The following is a 19,441-nucleotide window of genomic DNA, read 5'->3' as shown; positions in this document are numbered from 1 at the left end:
ATCAAACAAAATCTTTCAGTTGTTTTAAGTCAATATTCCCTTCATAGATCGCCTTTCCGATGATAACCCCTTCACATCCGATCTTCTTCAACCTTGGCAATTCTTCAATGGTAGAAATACCGCCACTGGCAATTAGGCTTATGCCGATTTCCTCGAAATCTTCTACCCCACTCGGACCAATCTCGGTTCGATGGTCGGTGGTCGCGGTGATGATCTCGGCATATAAATCAAATGCGGGGCCCTGTAGCATTCCGTCTTTTGAAATATCGGTACAAATCACATAGTTGATCCCTTTCTTCTTATATGATCGGATAAAAGGGACCAAATCTTCTTCTGAATCTTCTTGCCAACCCGAAACGGCAATCTTTCCATCTTTGGCATCAGCGCCCAAAATTATCTTATCGGGTCCAAATGTTTCCAACCACCGCAGAAAAACGGGTTTGTTCTTTACGGCAATACTGCCTCCCGTAATTTGTCGTGCCCCGCTCTCAAAGGCAATTTTTACATCCTCGTCACTTTTCAGTCCACCCCCAAAATCGACCTTCAAGCCAGTCTTTGAAGCAATTTGTTCCAAGATCTTGTGGTTCACGACATGTTTTGACTTGGCCCCATCCAAATCGACCAAATGGAGGTACTCGATACCGTGTGCCTCAAATTGCTTGGCCACTTCCAAGGGATTCTCGTTGTACACCTTCTTGGTAGCATAGTCTCCTTTTGAGAGCCGTACACATTTACCTTCGATGATATCTATTGCCGGAATAATTCTCATTAATCAAGTTTAGCGTTATCTATTGCCATCCATACCGGTGAATCGCCAATACTCTTAAATCCGAAATCTTCATATAAGCCATGGGCATCCTTAGTCTTAAGAGCTACTGTGAGCACCCCATCTACCATGGGATGACACATAATGTGTTGCATCAATTTTTTTCCTATTCCCATGCCCTTATACGGGTCAAAAATCATCACATCCATGAGGTATGCAAAAACGACCCTATCGGTCAAAAGTCTTGCGAACCCTATTTGTTCACCTTGATGGGTATACACTCCAAAGCATATGGAATGGTCTATGGTAGCCGTGGTCATTTCGAACGTGCGATAGTCTCCCCAATAGGAATCCTTTATTTCTCGATGAATTTTTGCAATGTTCAATCTTTCTTTTTCCGTTGAAATATAAAAGTCTTCCATAATCTAAAGTGCAAGGAAATTTTTTAAAATCTTCGCTCCGTAGCTACCCGACTTTTCAGGGTGAAATTGTACGCCATAAAAATTGTCTTTGGCAAGTGCCGCACTATATTCAAATCCATAGTTTGAAACCGCCACCGTTTCTTTACTGATGGGGGCATAATAGCTGTGCACCAGATAGATATAACCATTTTCTTTCAACCCTTTGAACAAGTTGGTTTTCAGTGAGCCTATTTGGTTCCAACCGATTTGGGGCACCTTCAGACCATTGTTGAACTTTATCACTTCGGTATCGAAAATGCCCAATCCTTCCGTATGGCCTTCCTCTGATGAATTACACATCAACTGCATGCCGAGACAAATACCCAAAACCGGCTGCTTCAATTGTGGAATCAACGCATCGAGTTTACGCTGTCGCAGCTTTTGCATGGCACTACTGGCCTCGCCCACCCCGGGAAAAATGACCTTGTCGGCGTTTATGATCTCTTCGCTGTCATTGGTCAACATGGCCTGGACACCCAACCGTTGAAAAGCGAATTGGATGCTTTGGATGTTGCCTGCGCCGTAATCGATAATTACTAAATTCATAAGAAGTATGAAGTTTGAGGTACGAAATACGAGGTTAAGTGAAAAAATAGTATCACTAGAATTAATTTTTGTTTTTTCTTGCCGTTTTTATAGACGCAACTGTAATTGCCAAAAGTTCGTCACCTTCTTTCCTTAAACGATTGATTTCATCGTGGTTAGTATCCATTATTTCCAAAAAAAGTTCTAGCCAATACACTGATTCGTCTACTTCCTCTTCCACAATTTTTAACTTGTAGATAAAGTCTGCCGTCGATTTTCCTCTTTGTGAAGCTCTGTAGTTGGCACCAACAGAACCTGAACATCGTATTAGTTGTCTTACCCATGAATCATGTTCTCTCGATTTGGGAATTTTTGCACATAACTGCCAACAATCAATGGCAAACCTCTTGGTTCTTAACTTTAAATCTTGCACTTCTTCAATACTTTTTATTTCGTACTTCGCACTTCTTACTTCGTACCTCGTACTTCTTACCTCGTACTTCTCACCTCGTACCTCGTTCTTCTAATTTCGTACCTCCTACTTCCGACTTATATCATTCCCTTTGTACTGGGCAATACCATTTTTTCAGGGTCACGCTTAACAGCCATTTTAATCGCCTTTGCAAATGCTTTGAATATCGCCTCTATTTTGTGGTGTTCGTTAATGCCCTCAGCCTTGATGTTCAGATTGGCCTTGGCACCATCGGTAAAAGATTTGAAAAAATGCAAGAACATCTCGGTCGGCATATCACCAATTTTTTCCCTTTTAAATTCGGCATGCCACTCTAACCAGTTTCTACCACCAAAATCGATTGCCACTTGGGCCAGACAATCATCCATCGGCAGGGCAAAACCATAGCGTTCAATACCAAGTTTATTGCCCAAGGCTTTTGCAATGGCTTCTCCCAATGTGATGGCGGTATCTTCAATGGTGTGGTGCTCATCAACCTCTAGATCCCCATCTGTTTTGATTGTTAGGTCCATTTGCCCATGGCGCGCCAGCTGATCCAGCATATGGTCAAAGAAAGCCAGTCCCGTGTTGATGTCGCTTTTGCCTCCGCCATCTAGATTCAATTCAATTTGAACCTCGGTCTCGTTGGTCTTTCTAACGACCCTTGCCTTTCGGTTTACTTGTTTTAGCAAGCTGTAAATGTCTTGCCAATCACTGGTTTCAAGGGCAATGTATTGTTGGAGTTCTTTTTCATCAACACCCAATTCTGATAGTCCGAGATTGGTTTTGTTCTGAATGAAAATGCCTTTGGCGCCCAAGTTTTTGGCCAATTCTATATCGGTCATCCTGTCGCCGATCACATAGGAGTTTTTAAGGTCATATGCTTCGGAAAAATATTTTTTCAACAACCCGGTACCTGGCTTACGGGTATCGGCACCCTCATCTGGAAACGTTTTGTCAATACAGATTTCATCAAATACAATTCCCTCATTTTCAAACGATTTAACGATGAAATGTTGCACGGGCCAGAACGTTTCTTCAGGAAAGGCATCTGTGCCCAATCCATCTTGGTTGGTGACCATGACCAATTCAAAATCGAGCTCTCTGGCAATCTTTCCCAAAAAGGAGAACACATTGGGATAGAACTCCAACTTTTCGAATGAATCGATTTGCTCATCTTCCGGCTCCCTTATCAAAGTGCCGTCCCTGTCAATAAACAATACTTTCTTACTCATTGTCCAATTCGTTTAGGGCGTTAATCAAATGTTTGTTCTCTTCGGCAGTGCCAATGGTGAAGCGCAATGTATTCTCACATAAAGGCTGTGTACTTCGGTTTCTTGCCACAATTCCCTTTTGTAACAGTTCTGTGTACCTTCTGTCGGCATCATCGACCCTGGTCAACAAAAAATTTGCATCTGATGGAAAAACCTCTCTCACAAAACCAATCTTGTACAAAGTTTGGCGCACCACTTCGCGTTGCCCGAGTATCGCATTCACTTGTTTCTCCAGACCTTTCTGGTCTAAAAGGCCTTTTTTTGCCTGTTGCTGTGTCAGCTCATTGACGTTATACGGTGGCTTGATTTTTTTCAAAATAGCGATGATCGCCTCTGATGCGTAGCATACTCCCATTCGAATACCCGCCATACCATAAGCCTTTGACAATGTTTGTGTGACGATCAGGTTCGGATATGTGCCCAATTTAGAAATCCAACTCTCCTTTTTAGAGAAATCGATATACGCCTCATCGATGACCAGCAAACCATTGAAACCCTTCAAAACCTGCTCGATATGTGCTGTCTCAAAGCTGTTCGCAGTGGGGTTATTGGGTGAACAGAGAAAAATTAGTTTCGTTCTACCATCGACGGTATCGAGAACCTGATCGGTATTTGGTTGAAAATCGTTGGTCAACAACACTTCTTTTACCCTTATTTCATTGATGCCCCCCAGCACTTTGTACATGCCATAAGTGGGCGGTAGAATGATCACATTATCTACTTTGGGTTCGCAAAAAGCCCTGAAGAGCAGGTCCAGGACCTCGTCACTGCCATTGCCCACCAAAATTTGTGACTCCGGTATCCCTTTCAGGTCTGCCAAAATATTCTTTACGCTTCGCTGGTGTGGGTCGGGGTAACGATTCATTCCATTCTCGAACGGATTCTCGTTGGCATCTAAAAAAACCATTTGCGAACCGTCTGCAAGGTATTCATCCCTTGCCGAGGAGTAGGGTTTCAAAGACTTGACATTTTCCCTTACCAAACCATCTAATGTAAACTTCATCATATTAAGATTTCTCGACTGCGTCTGCTTTGTCGCAGGCAGGTTCAAAACTATTGCCCTTTTAATTCATTCAACCTAAGCGTGACCGCATTTTTATGCGCCTCCAGCTCCTCTGCCCCGGCCATGATCTCGATGGAAGGCCCCAATTGTTTCATGCCCTCTTTTGAAATTTTCTGAAAGGTCATACTTTTCATAAAACTATCTAGGTTGACCCCGCTGTATTGCTTCGCATAGCCATTGGTGGGCAGGGTGTGATTGGTGCCCGAAGCATAATCACCAGCGCTTTCGGGGGTGTAATTTCCGATGAAGACCGAACCGGCATTGGAAACATTGTCGACAAAGAAAGCCTCATTGGCCGTACAAATTATCAAATGTTCAGGACCATACTCATTGATAAGGTCCAACGCTTGTTGCGCATCTTCCATAAAGATCAATCGACTGTTGCCCATTGCCTTTTCTGCCATTTCTTTTCGAGGAAGTTTTACCAACTGTCTTTTGATTTCTTTTTCGACCTCGTCGATAAACGCTTTGGAAAGCGAAACGAGTACCACTTGGCTATCAGGGCCATGCTCGGCCTGGCTCAATAAATCGGAGGCCACAAAACCGGCATTTGCCGTATCGTCGGCCAAGACCAACAGCTCACTTGGCCCCGCGGGCATATCGATTGCGGTACCGAACCGCATTGCCACTTGTTTGGCTACGGTCACGTACTGGTTGCCAGGACCAAAGATCTTAAAGACTTTCGGAATGCTCTCGGTGCCCAATGACATGGCCGCAACAGCCTGTATGCCCCCTATCTTGAACAATGTTTTGATTCCGCAAAGCTGGGCGGTATATAGAATGGCCGGATGCACGTTGCCCTTTTTATCGGGGGGCGTGCAAAGCACAATTTCTTTGCAACCTGCTATTTTTGCGGGAATGGCCAGCATCAAAATCGTTGAGAACAGCGGTGCCGTACCACCGGGTATATAAAGACCTACCTTTTCAATGGGCCGCTTTTCTTGCCAACAGCGAACCCCTGGCATTGTGTCAACGGTCAATCTTTCTGTTTTTTGGGCATTGTGGAATTTCTCGATATTGGTTTTGGCCACGGCAATGGCTTGTTTCAGCGCTTCAGGCACTTCTGCCTTGGCCGCCATGATTTCTGATTCGGCCACCTTAAAGTCTTCACAATCAGCCCCGTCAAATTGTTTTGCATATTTTTTGACGGCATTGTCGCCCATGGTCTTGACTTCCTTAAAAATGTCAAGGACCAAATCCTCAATATCGTCATACGATACCGCGGGCCTTTTTAAAAGTCCAGGCCAAATGTCTCTATTAGGGTTCTCAATTCGTTGCATCACAATACCATTTTTTCAATCGGACATACCAAAATACCTTCCGCACCGGCCAATTTCAGTTCGTCAATGACCTCCCAAAATTTATCTTTGTTGATGACCGTATGTACCGAACTCCACCCTTCTTCGGCCAAAGGCAGTACCGTTGGGCTGCGCATACCGGGCAAGACGGTGATCACCTCATCTAGTTTGGCATTTGGCACATTCATCAGCACGTAACGGTTCTGTCTGGCCTGCAAGACCGATTGTAGTCTGAATACCAGTCTGTCAAGAATGGCCGCCCGTTCATCAGTGATCTTGGGTGATACGGCCAAGACCGCCTCGCTGGTCAAGAGCACTTCCACTTCTTTTAGATTGTTCTTGAACAAAGTGCTACCACTTGAGACAATATCACAGATGGCGTCTGCCAAACCTATATTCGGGGCAATCTCTACAGAACCATTGATGACATGCAGTTCGGCCTCGACGCCCTGGGAATCAAAGTACTTCTTTACCGTATTGGGATAGGAAGTGGCCACCTGCTTGCCCTGAAAATCTTTGACCGATGAGTATTTTACAGATTTCGGTACCGCCAGTGATACCCGGCACTTTGAGAAGCCCAATTTCTCAACTATTCGAATATTGCCCCCTTTTTCATACAACAGGTTTTCGCCGATGATGGCAATATCGACCACCCCATCTTGTAAATACTGTGGAATATCGCTGTTTCTAAGGTAAAAGACTTCTAACGGAAAGTTGCGTGCCGTAGCCTTCAATTGGTCTTTGCCGTTGTTAATGGAAATACCGCACTCCTTCAATATTTTCAAGGAATCTTCATTTAACCTTCCCGACTTTTGAATCGCTATTCTGATTTTGGCCATTGTTCTTTATTTTTTGAAATCCCGCCATGGCGGAAATAAAAAAACCCGTTCGATTGCTCAAACGGGTCTGCTATTTCGATACACACAAAACATCGTCACCTCGCCTGAGCGCAAGTACCGATATGGTGATGTGTGTTGTTATTTCTCATTTCAGGTCAAAAATAGAATTTATTTTTTTACAAAAAAACTAAAATTAGTTATTTCCCAAAATCAGGGGGAGTCCGTCATCACCTGAACCCACCACCACCACTTTGGCATTCGGTGATTGTGACAATTTCAATGTTGCCTCTATTCCCTTGTCTTGCAATATCTTATCGGTCAGGGAAGCGCTCAAAATTCTATTGGCATCGGCCTTGCCCTGAGCCTCGATACGCTGTCTTTCGGCTTCTTTTTCGGCCTTCTCCAATCTAAACTCATACTCCAATGATTCTTGCTCTTGCTTTAATTTTCGTTCAATGGCTTCCTTTATGGTCGGGGGCAGTGTGACATCCCTGACCAGTACTTCGTCCAACACGATATATTGCTCTCCCACTATTTTTTGGGTCTCTTCAAAAATCTCTTGCTGAATGGCATCGCGCTTGCTCGAATAGAGTTGCTCTGGTGTGTAGCGACCCACAACGCTTCTTGCCGCAGATCGAATCGTCGGCAGAATGATCCGGTCTAGATAATTCTCACCGATTTCTTTGTGCAGTTTGCCCAGATCGGTGAAGTCAGGTTTGTACCAGGCCGAAGCATCTAATTGAATATCCAATCCGTTTGAAGAGAGTACTTTCATCTTTTCAAAGATTTCTTGCCTACGTACTTCGTAAATATATACTTTGTTCCATGGGGCAACAAGGTGAAAGCCTTCCTCAAGCGGTGGCCTATCGGTCACCACACCCCCTCCGAAGCGTTTCCAAAGCACTCCCGCCTCACCGGCACCGATGTTCACCGCTGATTTGGAAATTAAAATAACCAGTAAAATAATGACAAAAACCGTCGGTAAGGCAATTTTTGGTAATCTATCCATTTTATTCTCGTTTTAAAGTAATCCGTTATATTTTCTAATGAACCATTCCGCGGCAAGTGTAAGTGCCAACAGCCCCAACAAAATGCGAAAATCTATTAAAGATACAACATTTTGACGGCCTTTTTGAATGGGCACAAAGCGTTCATCGGTCAAAAGTTGTTGCACTAAATCCCCATTTTGGTCGGGATAAAATAATCTACCGTTTGATTTTTCGGCCAATCTTTGGAGTTTATCATCATTAGCTGATAGAAACTGGCCCTCAAGGTCAAAATCGAGTATTTTGAAACTTCCCGATCGTGAAGTGTTCTCACCGCCGACCGTAACGGTAAAGTCATACTCCCCTGCCGGTAAATCTCCTAAATCCACATCGTAACGGTTACCCTTTAAAAGCATGGGTATGGTTCGTGATTGCCCGGTTTCGGTATTCTTAACGGTAATGCCCAAAGAAGCGTTCGCGTCGAAAACAAAAGCCTTGTCAAAATAGGATGCCCCAATGACAACACCCATTTTTCCATCGTAAATAGAATTGTAATTGACCGTTAATCTTCTTTTCGCCGCATTGGCAGTGATATTGAGCAACAATCTTCCCAAGAGGGCATCAAAGGCCTCAAATGAACCATTTTGGCGATAGGTCTCGATACGCCATTTCCAGATATCCTCCCCGAACAGCACTATCTCTTTTGGGTCGTTCAATACCGTCATAAGGGGAGCTTCCATATCAACGCCCCTTATTCTTTGGAAAAAGAGAGGTTCATGGTTCTGGTTCATCATAATCTCGCCCAGATCTATTTTAAGGGGAGGGAACCCCTCTACCGATAATCCGCCCAAATCAAAAAGACCAAAAGTTTCGTTTTTTACGGGGAAAACGTCCTCTGCCTGGCGGAAACTTTCTTTGGTATAGGCTGATTGCACGCTATTGAGAAAATTCCAGTCCGTTTTGGTGCCGGCAATGGTGAATACCCCTATACCCCTGTTTTTGATATAGTCATAGATTTTTTGAAACGACCTATTGGGTTGGTAGAGAATCAATACATCAAAATCATCAAGCGTTTCCAAATCGATATTCGGATTCTTGAAAGCAACCTGTCGTTGCGCGTTCGATTCAATGGCCTTCTTCAATACGCCCATGTCTGGGTGCAATTTATCAGAAACCAAGGCCACATTTGTCTTTTCGTCAATGACTTCGATTACAGCCTGTTTACTGTTATTGGCCGTGTTACGCTCATTGGGCAGTCGGCCTATCGATGCCGTGATTGTTTTATTGCCCACGGTACCTGCCTGTAAAGACATGTCTATGGTCGTGCTGTTCGTGTCGGAATCAAAAGATAATTGCACGCTCTGAACCAGTTGTCCGTCCATGAATACCTGCATTTCTGTGGATCGTGGCCCGTCACCTTCATAAATAACGGTCACCTCAACTGGAAACTTATTGTTCAAAAAAGCGTAACGATTCAAATTGATCCGCTCTACCCAAAAATCTTCATAACGAGTGGTATCGCCCAATACCAAAGGAAATATGGTCAACCCATCGCCATACTTCTGAAATTCATAATCAAAACCAAGATTCTGATTGCCATCGGTCAACAGCACCAAGGCCGTATTTTGTCGATCATGTATCTTCTCAATGCGCTGCAGCGCATTGTGGACATTGGTGTACTTTCCCCCGAAATCGATACTGTCGCCCACCGAAACCGTATTGTCAAAACCATAACGGAAGATATTAAAGCGATCAGCGAGTTCACCTGTGCCTTGAATCTTATCTGAAATTTCATGAAAAGCCTCTACCCCACCCAATCGTGATATTGATTCAGAGTTGTCTATGGCCATTACCAAATTGGGCTTCTCGACAAAATTTTCGTGTCTGGTAAACTTCGGATTGATCAATAGCAGAGCAGCCACAAAAAAGCTCAAGAACCGCAAGAAAAATAGGGTTACTTTCAAATTAGACCGTTTCGCCTTTCGTAAATACTGCCAATATGCCACAACCAAAGAGGCGAACCCGGCAAGAATAATCAACAAAATGGTCTGTGTCTGCATATTTTGACCTGTTGTAGGCCCAACTGGTTATGTGAGCATGCCCCCATCAACATTGAGCACTTGTCCCGTGACATATGCCGACATATCAGAGGCCAAGTACAGACAGGCATTGGCGACATCTTCTGGGCTGCCACCACGCTTGAGCGGAATGGCATCACGCCAGCCCTGCACCGTTTTCTCGTCTAATTTTTCGGTCATTTCGGTTTCGATGAACCCCGGTGCAATGGCATTACAACGAATGTTACGCGAACCCAGTTCTAAGGCAATTGATTTGGTAAAGCCTATCATTCCGGCCTTGGAGGCCGCATAGTTCGCTTGGCCCGCATTGCCCTTTACACCCACCACACTGCTCATATTGATGATGGAGCCCTTGCGCTGTTTCAACATGGTGCGCTGCACGGCCTTCGTCATATTGAACACCGACTTCAGATTGACCTCGATGACCGAATCAAAATCTTCTTCGCCCATGCGCATGAGCAGATTGTCTTTGGTAATGCCCGCATTGTTAACCAACACATCTATACTACCAAAATCTTCCAGCACCTGGGCCACCAATTTTTCAGATTCTTCAAAACTGGCCGCATTACTTTTATAGGCCTTGGCCTTGACACCCAACCCTTGCAGTTCTTTTTGCAGTTCGAGTGCGGGGCCCTCACTTGATGAATAGGTAAAGGCTACATTGGCACCCTGTTCGGCGAAGACTTTGGCAATGCCACTTCCGATTCCACGACTGGCACCTGTTATAATGGTATTTTTTCCTTCGAGTAATTTCATTTGTTTTGTTTTGGTGGTTCTTCAAATATAAGTCTTGTAGCACAGAAAGGCATTAAAAAATCCCGAAGGCTTTCGGGATTTATAATAGTTTTAACGGTATGATCAGGCCATTACCTCTTTTACCTTAAGGCCGATATCAGCAGGTGAGTCGACCACATGGATACCACATTCGCGCATTATTTTCTTTTTTGCCTGTGCAGTGTCATCGCTACCTCCTACGATGGCCCCCGCATGCCCCATGGTTCTGCCAGCTGGAGCGGTCTCGCCTGCAATGAAACCCACAATGGGCTTGTTGCTGCCATTTTCTTTGTACCACCTTGCGGCCTCGGCCTCAAGCTGCCCCCCTATCTCTCCGATCATGACCACACACTCGGTCTCAGGGTCATTGATGAGCATTTCAACTGCGTTTTTGGTCGTTGTGCCAATTATGGGGTCACCACCAATGCCTATGGCAGTCGAAATACCCAAACCTTGTCTTACCACTTGGTCTGAGGCTTCGTAGGTCAACGTTCCAGATTTGGAGACGATTCCCACATTGCCCTTTTTGAAAACGAATCCGGGCATTATTCCTACTTTGGCCTCTTCAGGTGTTATCACCCCCGGGCAATTGGGACCTATCAAAACACAGTCTAGATTCTTGATGTAGTCATAGGCTTTAACCATATCGGCAACCGGAATGCCCTCAGTAATCGTGATGACCACCTTAATGCCGGCATTGGCCGCTTCCATAATGGCATCGGCAGCAAAAGCAGGCGGCACAAAAATGATGCTGGTATCGGCTCCGACCTTTTCGACGGCTTCTTCGACCGTATTGAACACAGGTTTGCCCAAATGCTCTTGGCCGCCTTTTCCAGGAGTCACCCCTCCTACGACATTGGTACCATACTCAATCATTTGTTCGGCATGAAACGTGCCTTCGCTTCCTGTAAAACCCTGAACAATGATCTTGGAATCTTTATTGACTAAAACACTCATCGCTTACTTTGAATTTGCTTGCAAAAATATGGGTTGAAGCTGAAACGCCAGCATCAATCCCCAATCTTTTTTAACTTCTCAAGTATGTAGGGTATCTGTCGAACGCCGGCCATTTGCTTGAGTTTTTCACGGGACTCTTCCGCAGGACTTCCAAAATAGGTTTTGCCGCCTTTCAATGATTTGGAAATACCCGTCTGCGCGAGCACCACGGCACCCTTGCCTATGGTAGCCCCGCTGGTGACACCAACCTGACCCCAAAAGGTGACCTCGTCTTCTACCACTACGCAGCCCGCTATGCCCACTTGCGAGGCGATTAGGCATTTCTTACCAATAACGGTATCGTGGCCCACTTGAATCTGATTGTCCAATTTTGAACCTTCCTTGATAGTAGTGCTTCCCGTAACACCACGATCAATGGTACATCCTGCGCCAATATCAACATTATCTTCAATGACGACATTGCCTCCAGAAACCAATTTATCATACCCCTCAGGACGATTCTTATAGTAAAAGGCATCAGCACCCAACACTGTTCCTGAATGGATGGTGACATTGCTACCGATCACACAATCATCGTAAATGGTCACGTTCGGGTGGATCAAACAATTTTTCCCGATTCTTACATTGTTTCCAATGAATACGTTGGGCTGTATAACAGTACCCTCCCCTATTCGGGCGGTATCGGAAATGCTGGTACTGGCACGCTCAAATGGGTTGAAATGAAGGGTGAGTTTGTTGAAATCACGAAAAGGATCTTCAGAAATGAGCAATGCTTTTCCATCAGGGCATTCCACTTCTTTATTGATCAATACGACCGTTGCCTTTGACTGTAAGGCCTTCTCATAGTACTTCGGATGGTCTACAAACACAATATCGCCTGCTTCGACCACATGGATCTCGTTCATGCCCAAAACCGGAAAATCATCAGCACCGACATATTGGGCATTGATGATTTTGGCAATTTCCCTTAATTGATATGTTCGAGGAAATTTCATTGACTACTCTTTGGCCCTCTCTTGATAAGAACCGTTCGAGGTATCGATCTTTATTCTATCCCCTTCATTGATGAACAGGGGAACATTGATACGTGCACCGGTCTCAACGGTCGCAGGTTTAGTGGCGTTCGTTGCCGTGTTGCCCTTTACGCCCGGCTCGGTATGGGTAACCTCGAGCACCACGCTGGCAGGCATCTCGACCGACAAGGGCATGTTGTCTTCTGCGTTGAAAATAATGGTGACCACCTCGCCTTCTTTTATAAGCTCAGGGCTATCCAAATTGTTTTTTTGCAAAGCGATTTGATTGTAGTCATCTGTGTTCATGAAGTGGTAGGTCTCCCCCTCGGCATACAAAAACTGGTACGAGCGTGTTTCAACCCTGACATCTTCAATCTTATGGCCCGCTGAGAAGGTGTTGTCGATGACCTTGCCCGTTGTCACACTTTTTAGCTTGGTACGCACAAATGCTGGACCCTTACCTGGTTTTACGTGCAAGAATTCGACTATTTTATATATGTCATTGTTGTACTTGATGCACAATCCCTTTCGAATATCTGATGTGTTTGCCATTCTATTTAATTTGTGCTGAAATATCCTTTCATGATGCCGCGCTGTGAATCTCTGATAAACTGTAAGATTTCATCCCTTTCAGGGGTAGCTTCCATTTCTGCCTCTATGATTTCTGCAGCTTGAGAATTGTTGTAATGTTTTTGGTATAGAATTCTATAGATGTTCTGTATCTCACGTATTTTATCGGCCTCGAATCCCCTTCTTCGCAGCCCAATTGAATTGATCCCCACATACGAAAGGGGCTCTCGAGCGGCTTTTACGAAAGGTGGCACATCTTTTCTCACCAAAGATCCCCCGGTCACAAAGGCGTGCTGGCCTATCGATACAAATTGGTGCACGGCCACCATGCCGGCCAGCACTACATTATCACCAATGGTCACATGGCCTGCCAAGGTCGAGTTGTTGGAAAAAATACAGTTGTCACCGATAAAGCAATCATGCGCTACGTGGCAATAGGCCATTATCAGGCAGTTTTTACCGATGACCGTCTTCATTCGATCTTCGGTGCCCTTGTTTATGGTCGCACATTCCCGTATAGTGGTGTTATCGCCAATGTGCACCGTAGTGTCCTCCCCTTTATATTTCAGGTCTTGCGGAATCGCAGAAATTATCGCACCGGGAAAAATATTACAGTTCTTGCCTATTCGGGCACCTTCCATAATGGTCACGTTTGAGCCTATCCAGGTTCCCTCTCCTATCACCACATTATTATGGATGGTCGTAAAGGGTTCAATGACCACATTTTTGGCAATCTTGGCTCCTGGATGTACGTAAGCAAGGGGTTGGTTCATATCAGTTTCCTTTTACTTTAGTGATCTGTGCCATAATGAGCGCTTCTGAAACCAATTTTCCGTTTGCATAAGCTTGGCCCTGCATTTCGCAAATGCCCCTACGAATCGGTGAAATCAAATCGAGCTTGAATATCAACGTGTCGCCCGGCACAACTTGCTGCTTATATCGAACGTTATCGATCTTCAAAAGATAAGTAAGGTAGTTTTCAGGGTCGGGTACCGTGCTCAACACCAAAATTCCGCCGGTCTGCGCCATGGCCTCAATTTGCAGCACCCCAGGCATAACGGGCGCCCCAGGAAAGTGGCCGACAAAAAAAGGTTCGTTCATGGTCACATTTTTTACCCCAATGACATGCTTGTCTGAAAGCTCGAGTATTTTATCGATCAACAGAAATGGTGGCCGATGGGGTAGCATTTCCATTATTTGGTTCACGTCTTTTACAGGGGTGGCATGTAGATCGACCTTCGGAACGTAATTTCGGCGTTCCATTTTTATGATCTTGTGCAGTTTTTTGGCAAACTGGGTATTAACGTAATGCCCTGGCTTGTTGGCAATGACTTTTCCCCTGATCCTGGTGCCCACCAGTGCAAGGTCGCCCACTACATCGAGTAGTTTGTGCCTTGCCGCTTCATTCGGTTGGTGGAGCGTCAAATTGTCAAGTATGCCGTTGGGCTTTACCGAAAGCTTCTTTTTGTTGAATGCCTTTTCCAATTTTTTCATGGTGGCCCCAGAAATCTCCTTGTCAACGTAAACTATGGCGTTGTTCAGATCACCACCCTTTATCAACCCGTGCTCTAACAGCATTTCGAGTTCGTGCAGAAAGCTAAAGGTACGCGCATCGGCGATTTCGTCCTTAAAATCTGAAAGGTGCTCTAAGGTAGCGTTCTGGGTGCCGAGTACTTTGGTTCCAAAATCGACCATAGTGGTCACTTGGTACTCTTCAGCCGGAATTACCGTAATCTCACTTCCCGTGGCTTCATCCTTATATGAAATAACATCATTGACCACATATTCTTCGCGGTCGGCCTTTTGTTCTTCAACACCTGCTTCTTCCAACGCCTCGACAAAAAATTTGGAAGAACCGTCCATGATCGGGGGTTCTGGCGCATCCAATTCAATCAAGACATTGTCAATGTCCATTCCCATCAAAGCGGCCAAAACATGCTCTGATGTCTGTATCTTCACCCCGTTTTTCTCAAGGTTGGTTCCCCTTTGGGTGTTGACCACATAGTTGGCATCGGCTTCGATGATGGGTTCACCCTCAAGGTCTATCCGCTTAAAGGCATAACCGTGGTCGGCCCCTGCAGGGTTAAAGGTCATGGTTACATTTTCTCCAGTATGGAGGCCGACCCCCTTTAAGGAAACCGACTTTTTAATCGTTTTTTGCTTACTGCTCGTCTGTATCACTGTCACTCCTTTTTTCTAAGTCAGCAATTTGATTTACAATCTTGGGCAAGTTTTTGAAGTGTACGTATGATTTATTATAGTCTCCATAATTGAGTGCTGGCGACCCTTGCAATACCTCATCGTCCTTTACATTGCGTCCAATACCGGATTGGGCCTGTATCTTCACCCGATCTCCAATGATAATGTGCCCAACAATACCCACTTGGCCACCGATCAAGCAATGCTTGCCGATTTTGGTAGATCCCGCGACCCCGGTCTGTGCGGCAATGGCGGTATGTTCACCAATCTCGACATTATGGGCGATCTGAATTTGATTGTCTAACTTCACGCCCTTTCGCAAAATGGTCGACCCAAGGGTGGCCCTATCAATGGTCGTACCCGCGCCAACATCTACATTGTCTTCTAAAATCACATTGCCCGTTTGGGGAACCTTGCTGTACTCACCTTTTTCATTTGGTGTAAAACCAAAACCATCAGCCCCGATAATGGCACCACTATGTATGACGCAATCATTACCGATTATGGATTCAGAATAGATCTTGGCCCCTGCATAAATCAAGACATCATTACCAATGGTAACATTGTCACCTATATATACATTGGGGTAAACCTTGACATTGTCGCCAATTTTCACATTATCGCCCAAATATGAAAAAGCCCCAAAATAGAACCCTTCACCGTACATCGCGCTCTCAGAAATATACGATGGACTCTCAATACCAATCTTGTTGTTCTTGACTTGATTGTAGTATTCCAATAATTTTGAGAACGATTTATAGGCATCTTCGACCTTTATCAAAGTGGTCGAGATTGCCTGTTCGGGCACGAAATCTTTGTTGACAATGGTAATTGACGCCTTGGTCGAGTATATATAGGGAGTGTATTTCGGATTGGCCAAAAATGTCAACGACCCCTTTTCTCCCTCTTCTATTTTTGACAATTTGTGGACGGCCGTTTGAGGATTTCCCTCAACCTCTCCCTCTAGTATTCCAGCAATTTGGGTGGCCGTAAATTTCATCGCTGCAAAAGTAAGAAAATTTGTCAAACGCTTGCTTTGGGATAGCAGGCATAGTATTTGGTCGTAATCTTTGGAAAAGTGCCCCTGCCAAAATGGTCGGAAACCTTTTCAAGGTCGTTCAGCTTTCCATTTTTTCCAAGGATGTTGATTTTTTGGTATTCATTGTCATATACCTGGTTTTTCACCAGACCTGAAAACACAAAATATTGTGCCTCTTCATCGCCCAACTGGTATTCTTTTTTTACCCATGCCAATTTTTCGCCAAGTCGTTGTGGGTTTATTGGCTTGTTTCTCAATTTTATTTTCAGGAGCCTTCGTTCCAACAGCATTTTACAAAGCCTGGCCAGCACAAGATCATCTGAGCCCTGCCAGCGCTTTATGGCCGATAGTACGTCGATATCATCAAGATTGGCAAAACCATCTAGAATGTCATCATCAAATGCATTGTTTGTTATTGAATGGTTTAAAAAGAACTTTAAAGCTTCGCTGCCCTCGAGGTTTTTGCCCCTACTGACCAAAAACCTGGCCCTCTTTAAAATCTTGACCAAAAGCAACTCGGCCATCAAACTGGTCTTGTGCAGGTACACCTGCCAGTACATGAACCTACGGGCCATCAGAAATTTTTCAACGGCATATATCCCTTTCTCTTCGATCACCAATTCATCGTTGACCACATTGAGCATGGTAATCAATCGCTCAGAGTTGATGTTGCCTTCGGTGACCCCGGTATAAAAGCTGTCGCGCTTGAGATAATCTAAACGATCCATATCTAACTGGCTTGAGACCAATTGGTTCATGAATTTTCTAGGGTAGGTGCCCTTGAAAATCTGCAGGGCCAGATGCAAACGACCGTCAAAAACTTGGTTCAATCGTTCCATAAAACGTATCGACAATTGTTCATGACCGATACCGCTTACCAACGAATCTTCCAAAGCGTGTGAAAAGGGGCCATGGCCGATATCATGTAATAATATCGCGCAGAGCAATCCATTTTCCTCTTCCCCTGAAATAAGAACATTCTTTAACCGCAACAGCTGAATGGCCTGGGTCATCAAGTGCATACTGCCCAAGGCATGGTGAAATCGGGTATGGTGTGCCCCAGGAAACACCAAATATGACATGCCCATTTGTGATATGCGCCGCAATCGCTGAAAATACCGATGGTCGACCAGCTCTAAAATTAGTTCATTCTGAGTTCCAATAAAACCGTAAATTGGATCGTTAAAGATGTTGAGCTTGTTGCTTTTCGCCAAAGTGAACACTAGTTTAACACACAAAGATAAACACTATATGAACAACATTTCCATTCTCTGGGTAGATGACGAAATAGACCTTTTGAAGCCACATATACTTTTTTTGGAAGACAAGAACTATCAAGTGGTGACTTGCCAAAGTGGCCAGGAGGCTTTGGTCGAGATACGCGATAAGTCTTTTGATATTGTCTTTTTAGATGAGAACATGCCCGGTATCTCAGGATTGGAAACCTTGAACGAGATCAAACAATACGACGCTTCACTGCCCATTGTAATGATCACCAAGAGCGAGGAAGAATACATCATGGATGAGGCCATAGGCTCACAAATAGCCGATTACCTTATCAAACCCGTCAATCCGAATCAAATACTGCTCTCTTTAAAGAAAAGCCTTGACAATTCACGTCTGGTCTCTGAACGTACCACTGCCAATTACCAACAAGAGTTTCGAAAAATTGCCATGGACCTTTCTATGGTCAATTCTTGGGAAGAGTGGACAGAACTTTACAAAAAATTGATCTATTGGGAACTTCGGCTTGAGGATATCGAAGATTCAAGCATGTTCGAAATATTGGAATCGCAGAAAGTAGAGGCCAATAACCAGTTCGGAAAGTTTGTAGATAAAAACTATGGTGATTGGTTTGATGATGACGATGCTCCCGTTATGTCACATACGCTGTTCAAAAAATTGGTCAGACCAGAGCTTACAGACGCCCCTACCCTAATGGTGGTCATTGACAATTTACGGTATGATCAATGGCTTGCCTTCGAAGATGTGCTGACCAATTTTTATCGTAAGAAAAAAGAAGTACCCTATTGCAGTATACTGCCAACGGCCACACAATATGCCCGTAATGCCATTTTCTCGGGGCTTGCCCCTTTAGCTATGGAAAAGCGGCACCCCGACTGGTGGAAGAACGATACCGATGAGGGGGGCAAAAATCTTTTTGAAGATAAGTTTTTGGGAGCACAGCTGAAACGATTGGGCATGGACCTCAAATGGGAATACCATAAAATCAGCAGTTTGAAACAAGGCAAGCAGTTGGCGCAAAATTTCAAATCACAGAAAGACAATGACCTAACGGTCATCGTCTACAATTTTGTCGATATGCTCTCACATGCCAAGACCGAGATGGAGGTTATCAAAGAACTGGCGTCAAATGACAAGGCCTACCGTTCACTGACCCTTAGCTGGTTCAAAAACTCCCCTTTGCTTGAGATCATACAGCAAGCCCAATTGCTCGGCATGAAATTGATCATCACCACCGATCATGGCACCATCAACGTGAAACACCCTTCAAAGGTGATCGGCGACCGTGAGACCAGTTTGAACCTGCGTTATAAAACAGGCCGAAGCCTTACGTATGAAGAAAAAGATGTATTGGCGGCCAAAAATCCGCACAAAGTACATTTACCGAACATCAATTTGAGTAGTTCGTTCATTTTTGCCAAGAACGACCTGTTTTTTGCCTACCCGAACAATTATAACCATTACGTCGGCTATTATCGCAATACCTACCAACACGGCGGGGTGTCTCTAGAAGAAATGATTGTGCCTTTTGTTGTTTTAGAGGCTAAATAAGATGTTTTGAAATTGGTGTCTCACTTTTGCCTTCTTAAAAAAAGCCCATATAATGGCATCAGCCTATATAAAAAGTAAAACCTAGGGAATTTATATTTTCCCTAAGTTTTAACCTTACAAAAACAATGGGTACTAGGAAGACATAATTGCATAAAAATCCCTTCCAAATTCAAATGCAGCAAAGGCAATAACAATAGCTATGAATATTCCCCATAAAACCAAGTTTATTACATTTTTTTTGTCTTCTGCCATTTTTATTCTATTTGATTATATGATAGAAACCTTTTACAAGCACATTGTAGTTAATAGTAATATGATTCTTTAAATAAATCAGAAGAACACAATAAATATA

The 19,441-nt window shown here is 44.3% G+C and carries 19 protein-coding genes; 1 reads left to right on the top strand and 18 read right to left on the bottom strand.

Annotation, left to right across the window (positions count from 1 at the left end):
• Position 1 precedes the first annotated feature (1 nt).
• The 18 genes from L0P89_RS15020 to L0P89_RS14935 form a co-directional block, all read right to left on the bottom strand.
• Complete coding sequence (locus L0P89_RS15020; protein WP_235265931.1) at positions 2–769, bottom strand: HisA/HisF-related TIM barrel protein; 768 nt, start codon at positions 767–769, stop codon at positions 2–4.
• Positions 769–1,188, bottom strand: a complete 420-nt coding sequence (locus L0P89_RS15015) for a GNAT family N-acetyltransferase (protein ID WP_235265930.1) — start codon at positions 1,186–1,188, stop codon at positions 769–771. Before L0P89_RS15015 ends, L0P89_RS15020 begins: the two co-directional genes overlap by 1 nt.
• A gap of 3 nt (positions 1,189–1,191) precedes the next feature.
• A complete protein-coding gene (gene hisH / locus L0P89_RS15010; protein WP_235265929.1) occupies positions 1,192–1,773 on the bottom strand; it encodes an imidazole glycerol phosphate synthase subunit HisH in 582 nt (193 codons plus the stop codon).
• A 61-nt stretch (positions 1,774–1,834) separates the two neighbouring features.
• Entirely contained in the window at positions 1,835–2,185 is a 351-nt protein-coding gene (locus tag L0P89_RS15005) for a four helix bundle protein (protein WP_235265928.1), read from the bottom strand.
• A 116-nt stretch (positions 2,186–2,301) separates the two neighbouring features.
• The gene (hisB, locus tag L0P89_RS15000) at positions 2,302–3,438 is read right to left on the bottom strand and encodes a bifunctional histidinol-phosphatase/imidazoleglycerol-phosphate dehydratase HisB (protein ID WP_235265927.1); all 1,137 of its coding nucleotides are present in this window, start codon (positions 3,436–3,438) and stop codon (positions 2,302–2,304) included.
• Complete coding sequence (gene hisC, locus L0P89_RS14995; protein ID WP_235265926.1) at positions 3,431–4,483, bottom strand: histidinol-phosphate transaminase; 1,053 nt, start codon at positions 4,481–4,483, stop codon at positions 3,431–3,433. Before hisC ends, hisB begins: the two co-directional genes overlap by 8 nt.
• A 47-nt stretch (positions 4,484–4,530) precedes the next feature.
• A complete protein-coding gene (gene hisD, locus L0P89_RS14990) occupies positions 4,531–5,820 on the bottom strand; it encodes a histidinol dehydrogenase (protein ID WP_235265925.1) in 1,290 nt (429 codons plus the stop codon).
• On the bottom strand, positions 5,820–6,677 hold the full coding sequence (gene hisG / locus L0P89_RS14985) for an ATP phosphoribosyltransferase (protein WP_235265924.1): 858 nt from the start codon (positions 6,675–6,677) through the stop codon (positions 5,820–5,822). Before hisG ends, hisD begins: the two co-directional genes overlap by 1 nt.
• Before the next feature lie 193 nt (positions 6,678–6,870).
• Positions 6,871–7,686, bottom strand: a complete 816-nt coding sequence (locus L0P89_RS14980; RefSeq protein ID WP_235265923.1) for a prohibitin family protein — start codon at positions 7,684–7,686, stop codon at positions 6,871–6,873.
• A 12-nt stretch (positions 7,687–7,698) separates the two neighbouring features.
• Positions 7,699–9,723: a VWA domain-containing protein gene (locus tag L0P89_RS14975; RefSeq protein WP_235265922.1), complete on the bottom strand. Its 2,025-nt coding sequence runs from the start codon at positions 9,721–9,723 to the stop codon at positions 7,699–7,701.
• Between the two features lie 27 nt (positions 9,724–9,750).
• Positions 9,751–10,497: a 3-oxoacyl-[acyl-carrier-protein] reductase gene (gene fabG, locus L0P89_RS14970; protein WP_235265921.1), complete on the bottom strand. Its 747-nt coding sequence runs from the start codon at positions 10,495–10,497 to the stop codon at positions 9,751–9,753.
• Positions 10,498–10,599: 102 nt separating this feature from the next.
• Entirely contained in the window at positions 10,600–11,472 is an 873-nt protein-coding gene (gene sucD, locus L0P89_RS14965) for a succinate--CoA ligase subunit alpha (RefSeq protein ID WP_235265920.1), read from the bottom strand.
• Between the two features lie 53 nt (positions 11,473–11,525).
• A complete protein-coding gene (locus L0P89_RS14960) occupies positions 11,526–12,467 on the bottom strand; it encodes a UDP-3-O-(3-hydroxymyristoyl)glucosamine N-acyltransferase (protein ID WP_235265919.1) in 942 nt (313 codons plus the stop codon).
• 3 nt (positions 12,468–12,470) lie between these two features.
• The gene (efp, locus tag L0P89_RS14955; RefSeq protein ID WP_235265918.1) at positions 12,471–13,037 is read right to left on the bottom strand and encodes an elongation factor P; all 567 of its coding nucleotides are present in this window, start codon (positions 13,035–13,037) and stop codon (positions 12,471–12,473) included.
• 5 nt (positions 13,038–13,042) lie between these two features.
• Positions 13,043–13,828: an acyl-ACP--UDP-N-acetylglucosamine O-acyltransferase gene (lpxA, locus tag L0P89_RS14950; protein ID WP_235265917.1), complete on the bottom strand. Its 786-nt coding sequence runs from the start codon at positions 13,826–13,828 to the stop codon at positions 13,043–13,045.
• Position 13,829: 1 nt separating this feature from the next.
• Positions 13,830–15,242, bottom strand: a complete 1,413-nt coding sequence (locus L0P89_RS14945; RefSeq protein ID WP_235265916.1) for a bifunctional UDP-3-O-[3-hydroxymyristoyl] N-acetylglucosamine deacetylase/3-hydroxyacyl-ACP dehydratase — start codon at positions 15,240–15,242, stop codon at positions 13,830–13,832.
• Complete coding sequence (gene lpxD / locus L0P89_RS14940; RefSeq protein ID WP_235268055.1) at positions 15,217–16,254, bottom strand: UDP-3-O-(3-hydroxymyristoyl)glucosamine N-acyltransferase; 1,038 nt, start codon at positions 16,252–16,254, stop codon at positions 15,217–15,219. The genes L0P89_RS14945 and lpxD overlap by 26 nt, the downstream gene beginning before the upstream one ends.
• Before the next feature lie 23 nt (positions 16,255–16,277).
• The gene (locus tag L0P89_RS14935; RefSeq protein ID WP_235265915.1) at positions 16,278–17,507 is read right to left on the bottom strand and encodes an HD domain-containing protein; all 1,230 of its coding nucleotides are present in this window, start codon (positions 17,505–17,507) and stop codon (positions 16,278–16,280) included.
• Positions 17,508–17,544: 37 nt separating this feature from the next.
• Here L0P89_RS14935 and L0P89_RS14930 point away from each other — a divergent pair, with 37 nt between their 5' ends.
• Complete coding sequence (locus tag L0P89_RS14930) at positions 17,545–19,089, top strand: PglZ domain-containing protein (RefSeq protein ID WP_235265914.1); 1,545 nt, start codon at positions 17,545–17,547, stop codon at positions 19,087–19,089.
• The last annotated feature ends 352 nt before the right edge of the window (positions 19,090–19,441 follow it).

The organism is Muricauda sp. SCSIO 65647, assembly GCF_021534965.1.
GTDB lineage: Bacteria > Bacteroidota > Bacteroidia > Flavobacteriales > Flavobacteriaceae > Flagellimonas_A.
Note: the sequence above shows the minus strand (reverse complement) of the source record. Positions and strands in the feature narration are given on the sequence as shown.

Bases quoted from the DNA above. Each gene is read 5' to 3' on its own strand.
- hisB (WP_235265927.1), bottom strand. From the start codon at position 3,438: ATGAGTAAGAAAGTATTGTTTATTGACAGGGACGGCACTTTGATAAGG.
- L0P89_RS15020 (WP_235265931.1), bottom strand. From the start codon at position 769: ATGAGAATTATTCCGGCAATAGATATCATCGAAGGTAAATGTGTACGG.
- L0P89_RS14975 (WP_235265922.1), bottom strand. From the start codon at position 9,723: ATGCAGACACAGACCATTTTGTTGATTATTCTTGCCGGGTTCGCCTCT.
- fabG (WP_235265921.1), bottom strand. From the start codon at position 10,497: ATGAAATTACTCGAAGGAAAAAATACCATTATAACAGGTGCCAGTCGT.
- efp (WP_235265918.1), bottom strand. From the start codon at position 13,037: ATGGCAAACACATCAGATATTCGAAAGGGATTGTGCATCAAGTACAAC.
- L0P89_RS14930 (WP_235265914.1), top strand. From the start codon at position 17,545: ATGAACAACATTTCCATTCTCTGGGTAGATGACGAAATAGACCTTTTG.
- hisC (WP_235265926.1), bottom strand. From the start codon at position 4,483: ATGATGAAGTTTACATTAGATGGTTTGGTAAGGGAAAATGTCAAGTCT.
- L0P89_RS15015 (WP_235265930.1), bottom strand. From the start codon at position 1,188: ATGGAAGACTTTTATATTTCAACGGAAAAAGAAAGATTGAACATTGCA.
- sucD (WP_235265920.1), bottom strand. From the start codon at position 11,472: ATGAGTGTTTTAGTCAATAAAGATTCCAAGATCATTGTTCAGGGTTTT.
- hisH (WP_235265929.1), bottom strand. From the start codon at position 1,773: ATGAATTTAGTAATTATCGATTACGGCGCAGGCAACATCCAAAGCATC.
- L0P89_RS14980 (WP_235265923.1), bottom strand. From the start codon at position 7,686: ATGGATAGATTACCAAAAATTGCCTTACCGACGGTTTTTGTCATTATT.
- hisG (WP_235265924.1), bottom strand. From the start codon at position 6,677: ATGGCCAAAATCAGAATAGCGATTCAAAAGTCGGGAAGGTTAAATGAA.
- lpxD (WP_235268055.1), bottom strand. From the start codon at position 16,254: ATGAAATTTACGGCCACCCAAATTGCTGGAATACTAGAGGGAGAGGTT.
- L0P89_RS14960 (WP_235265919.1), bottom strand. From the start codon at position 12,467: ATGAAATTTCCTCGAACATATCAATTAAGGGAAATTGCCAAAATCATC.
- lpxA (WP_235265917.1), bottom strand. From the start codon at position 13,828: ATGAACCAACCCCTTGCTTACGTACATCCAGGAGCCAAGATTGCCAAA.
- hisD (WP_235265925.1), bottom strand. From the start codon at position 5,820: ATGCAACGAATTGAGAACCCTAATAGAGACATTTGGCCTGGACTTTTA.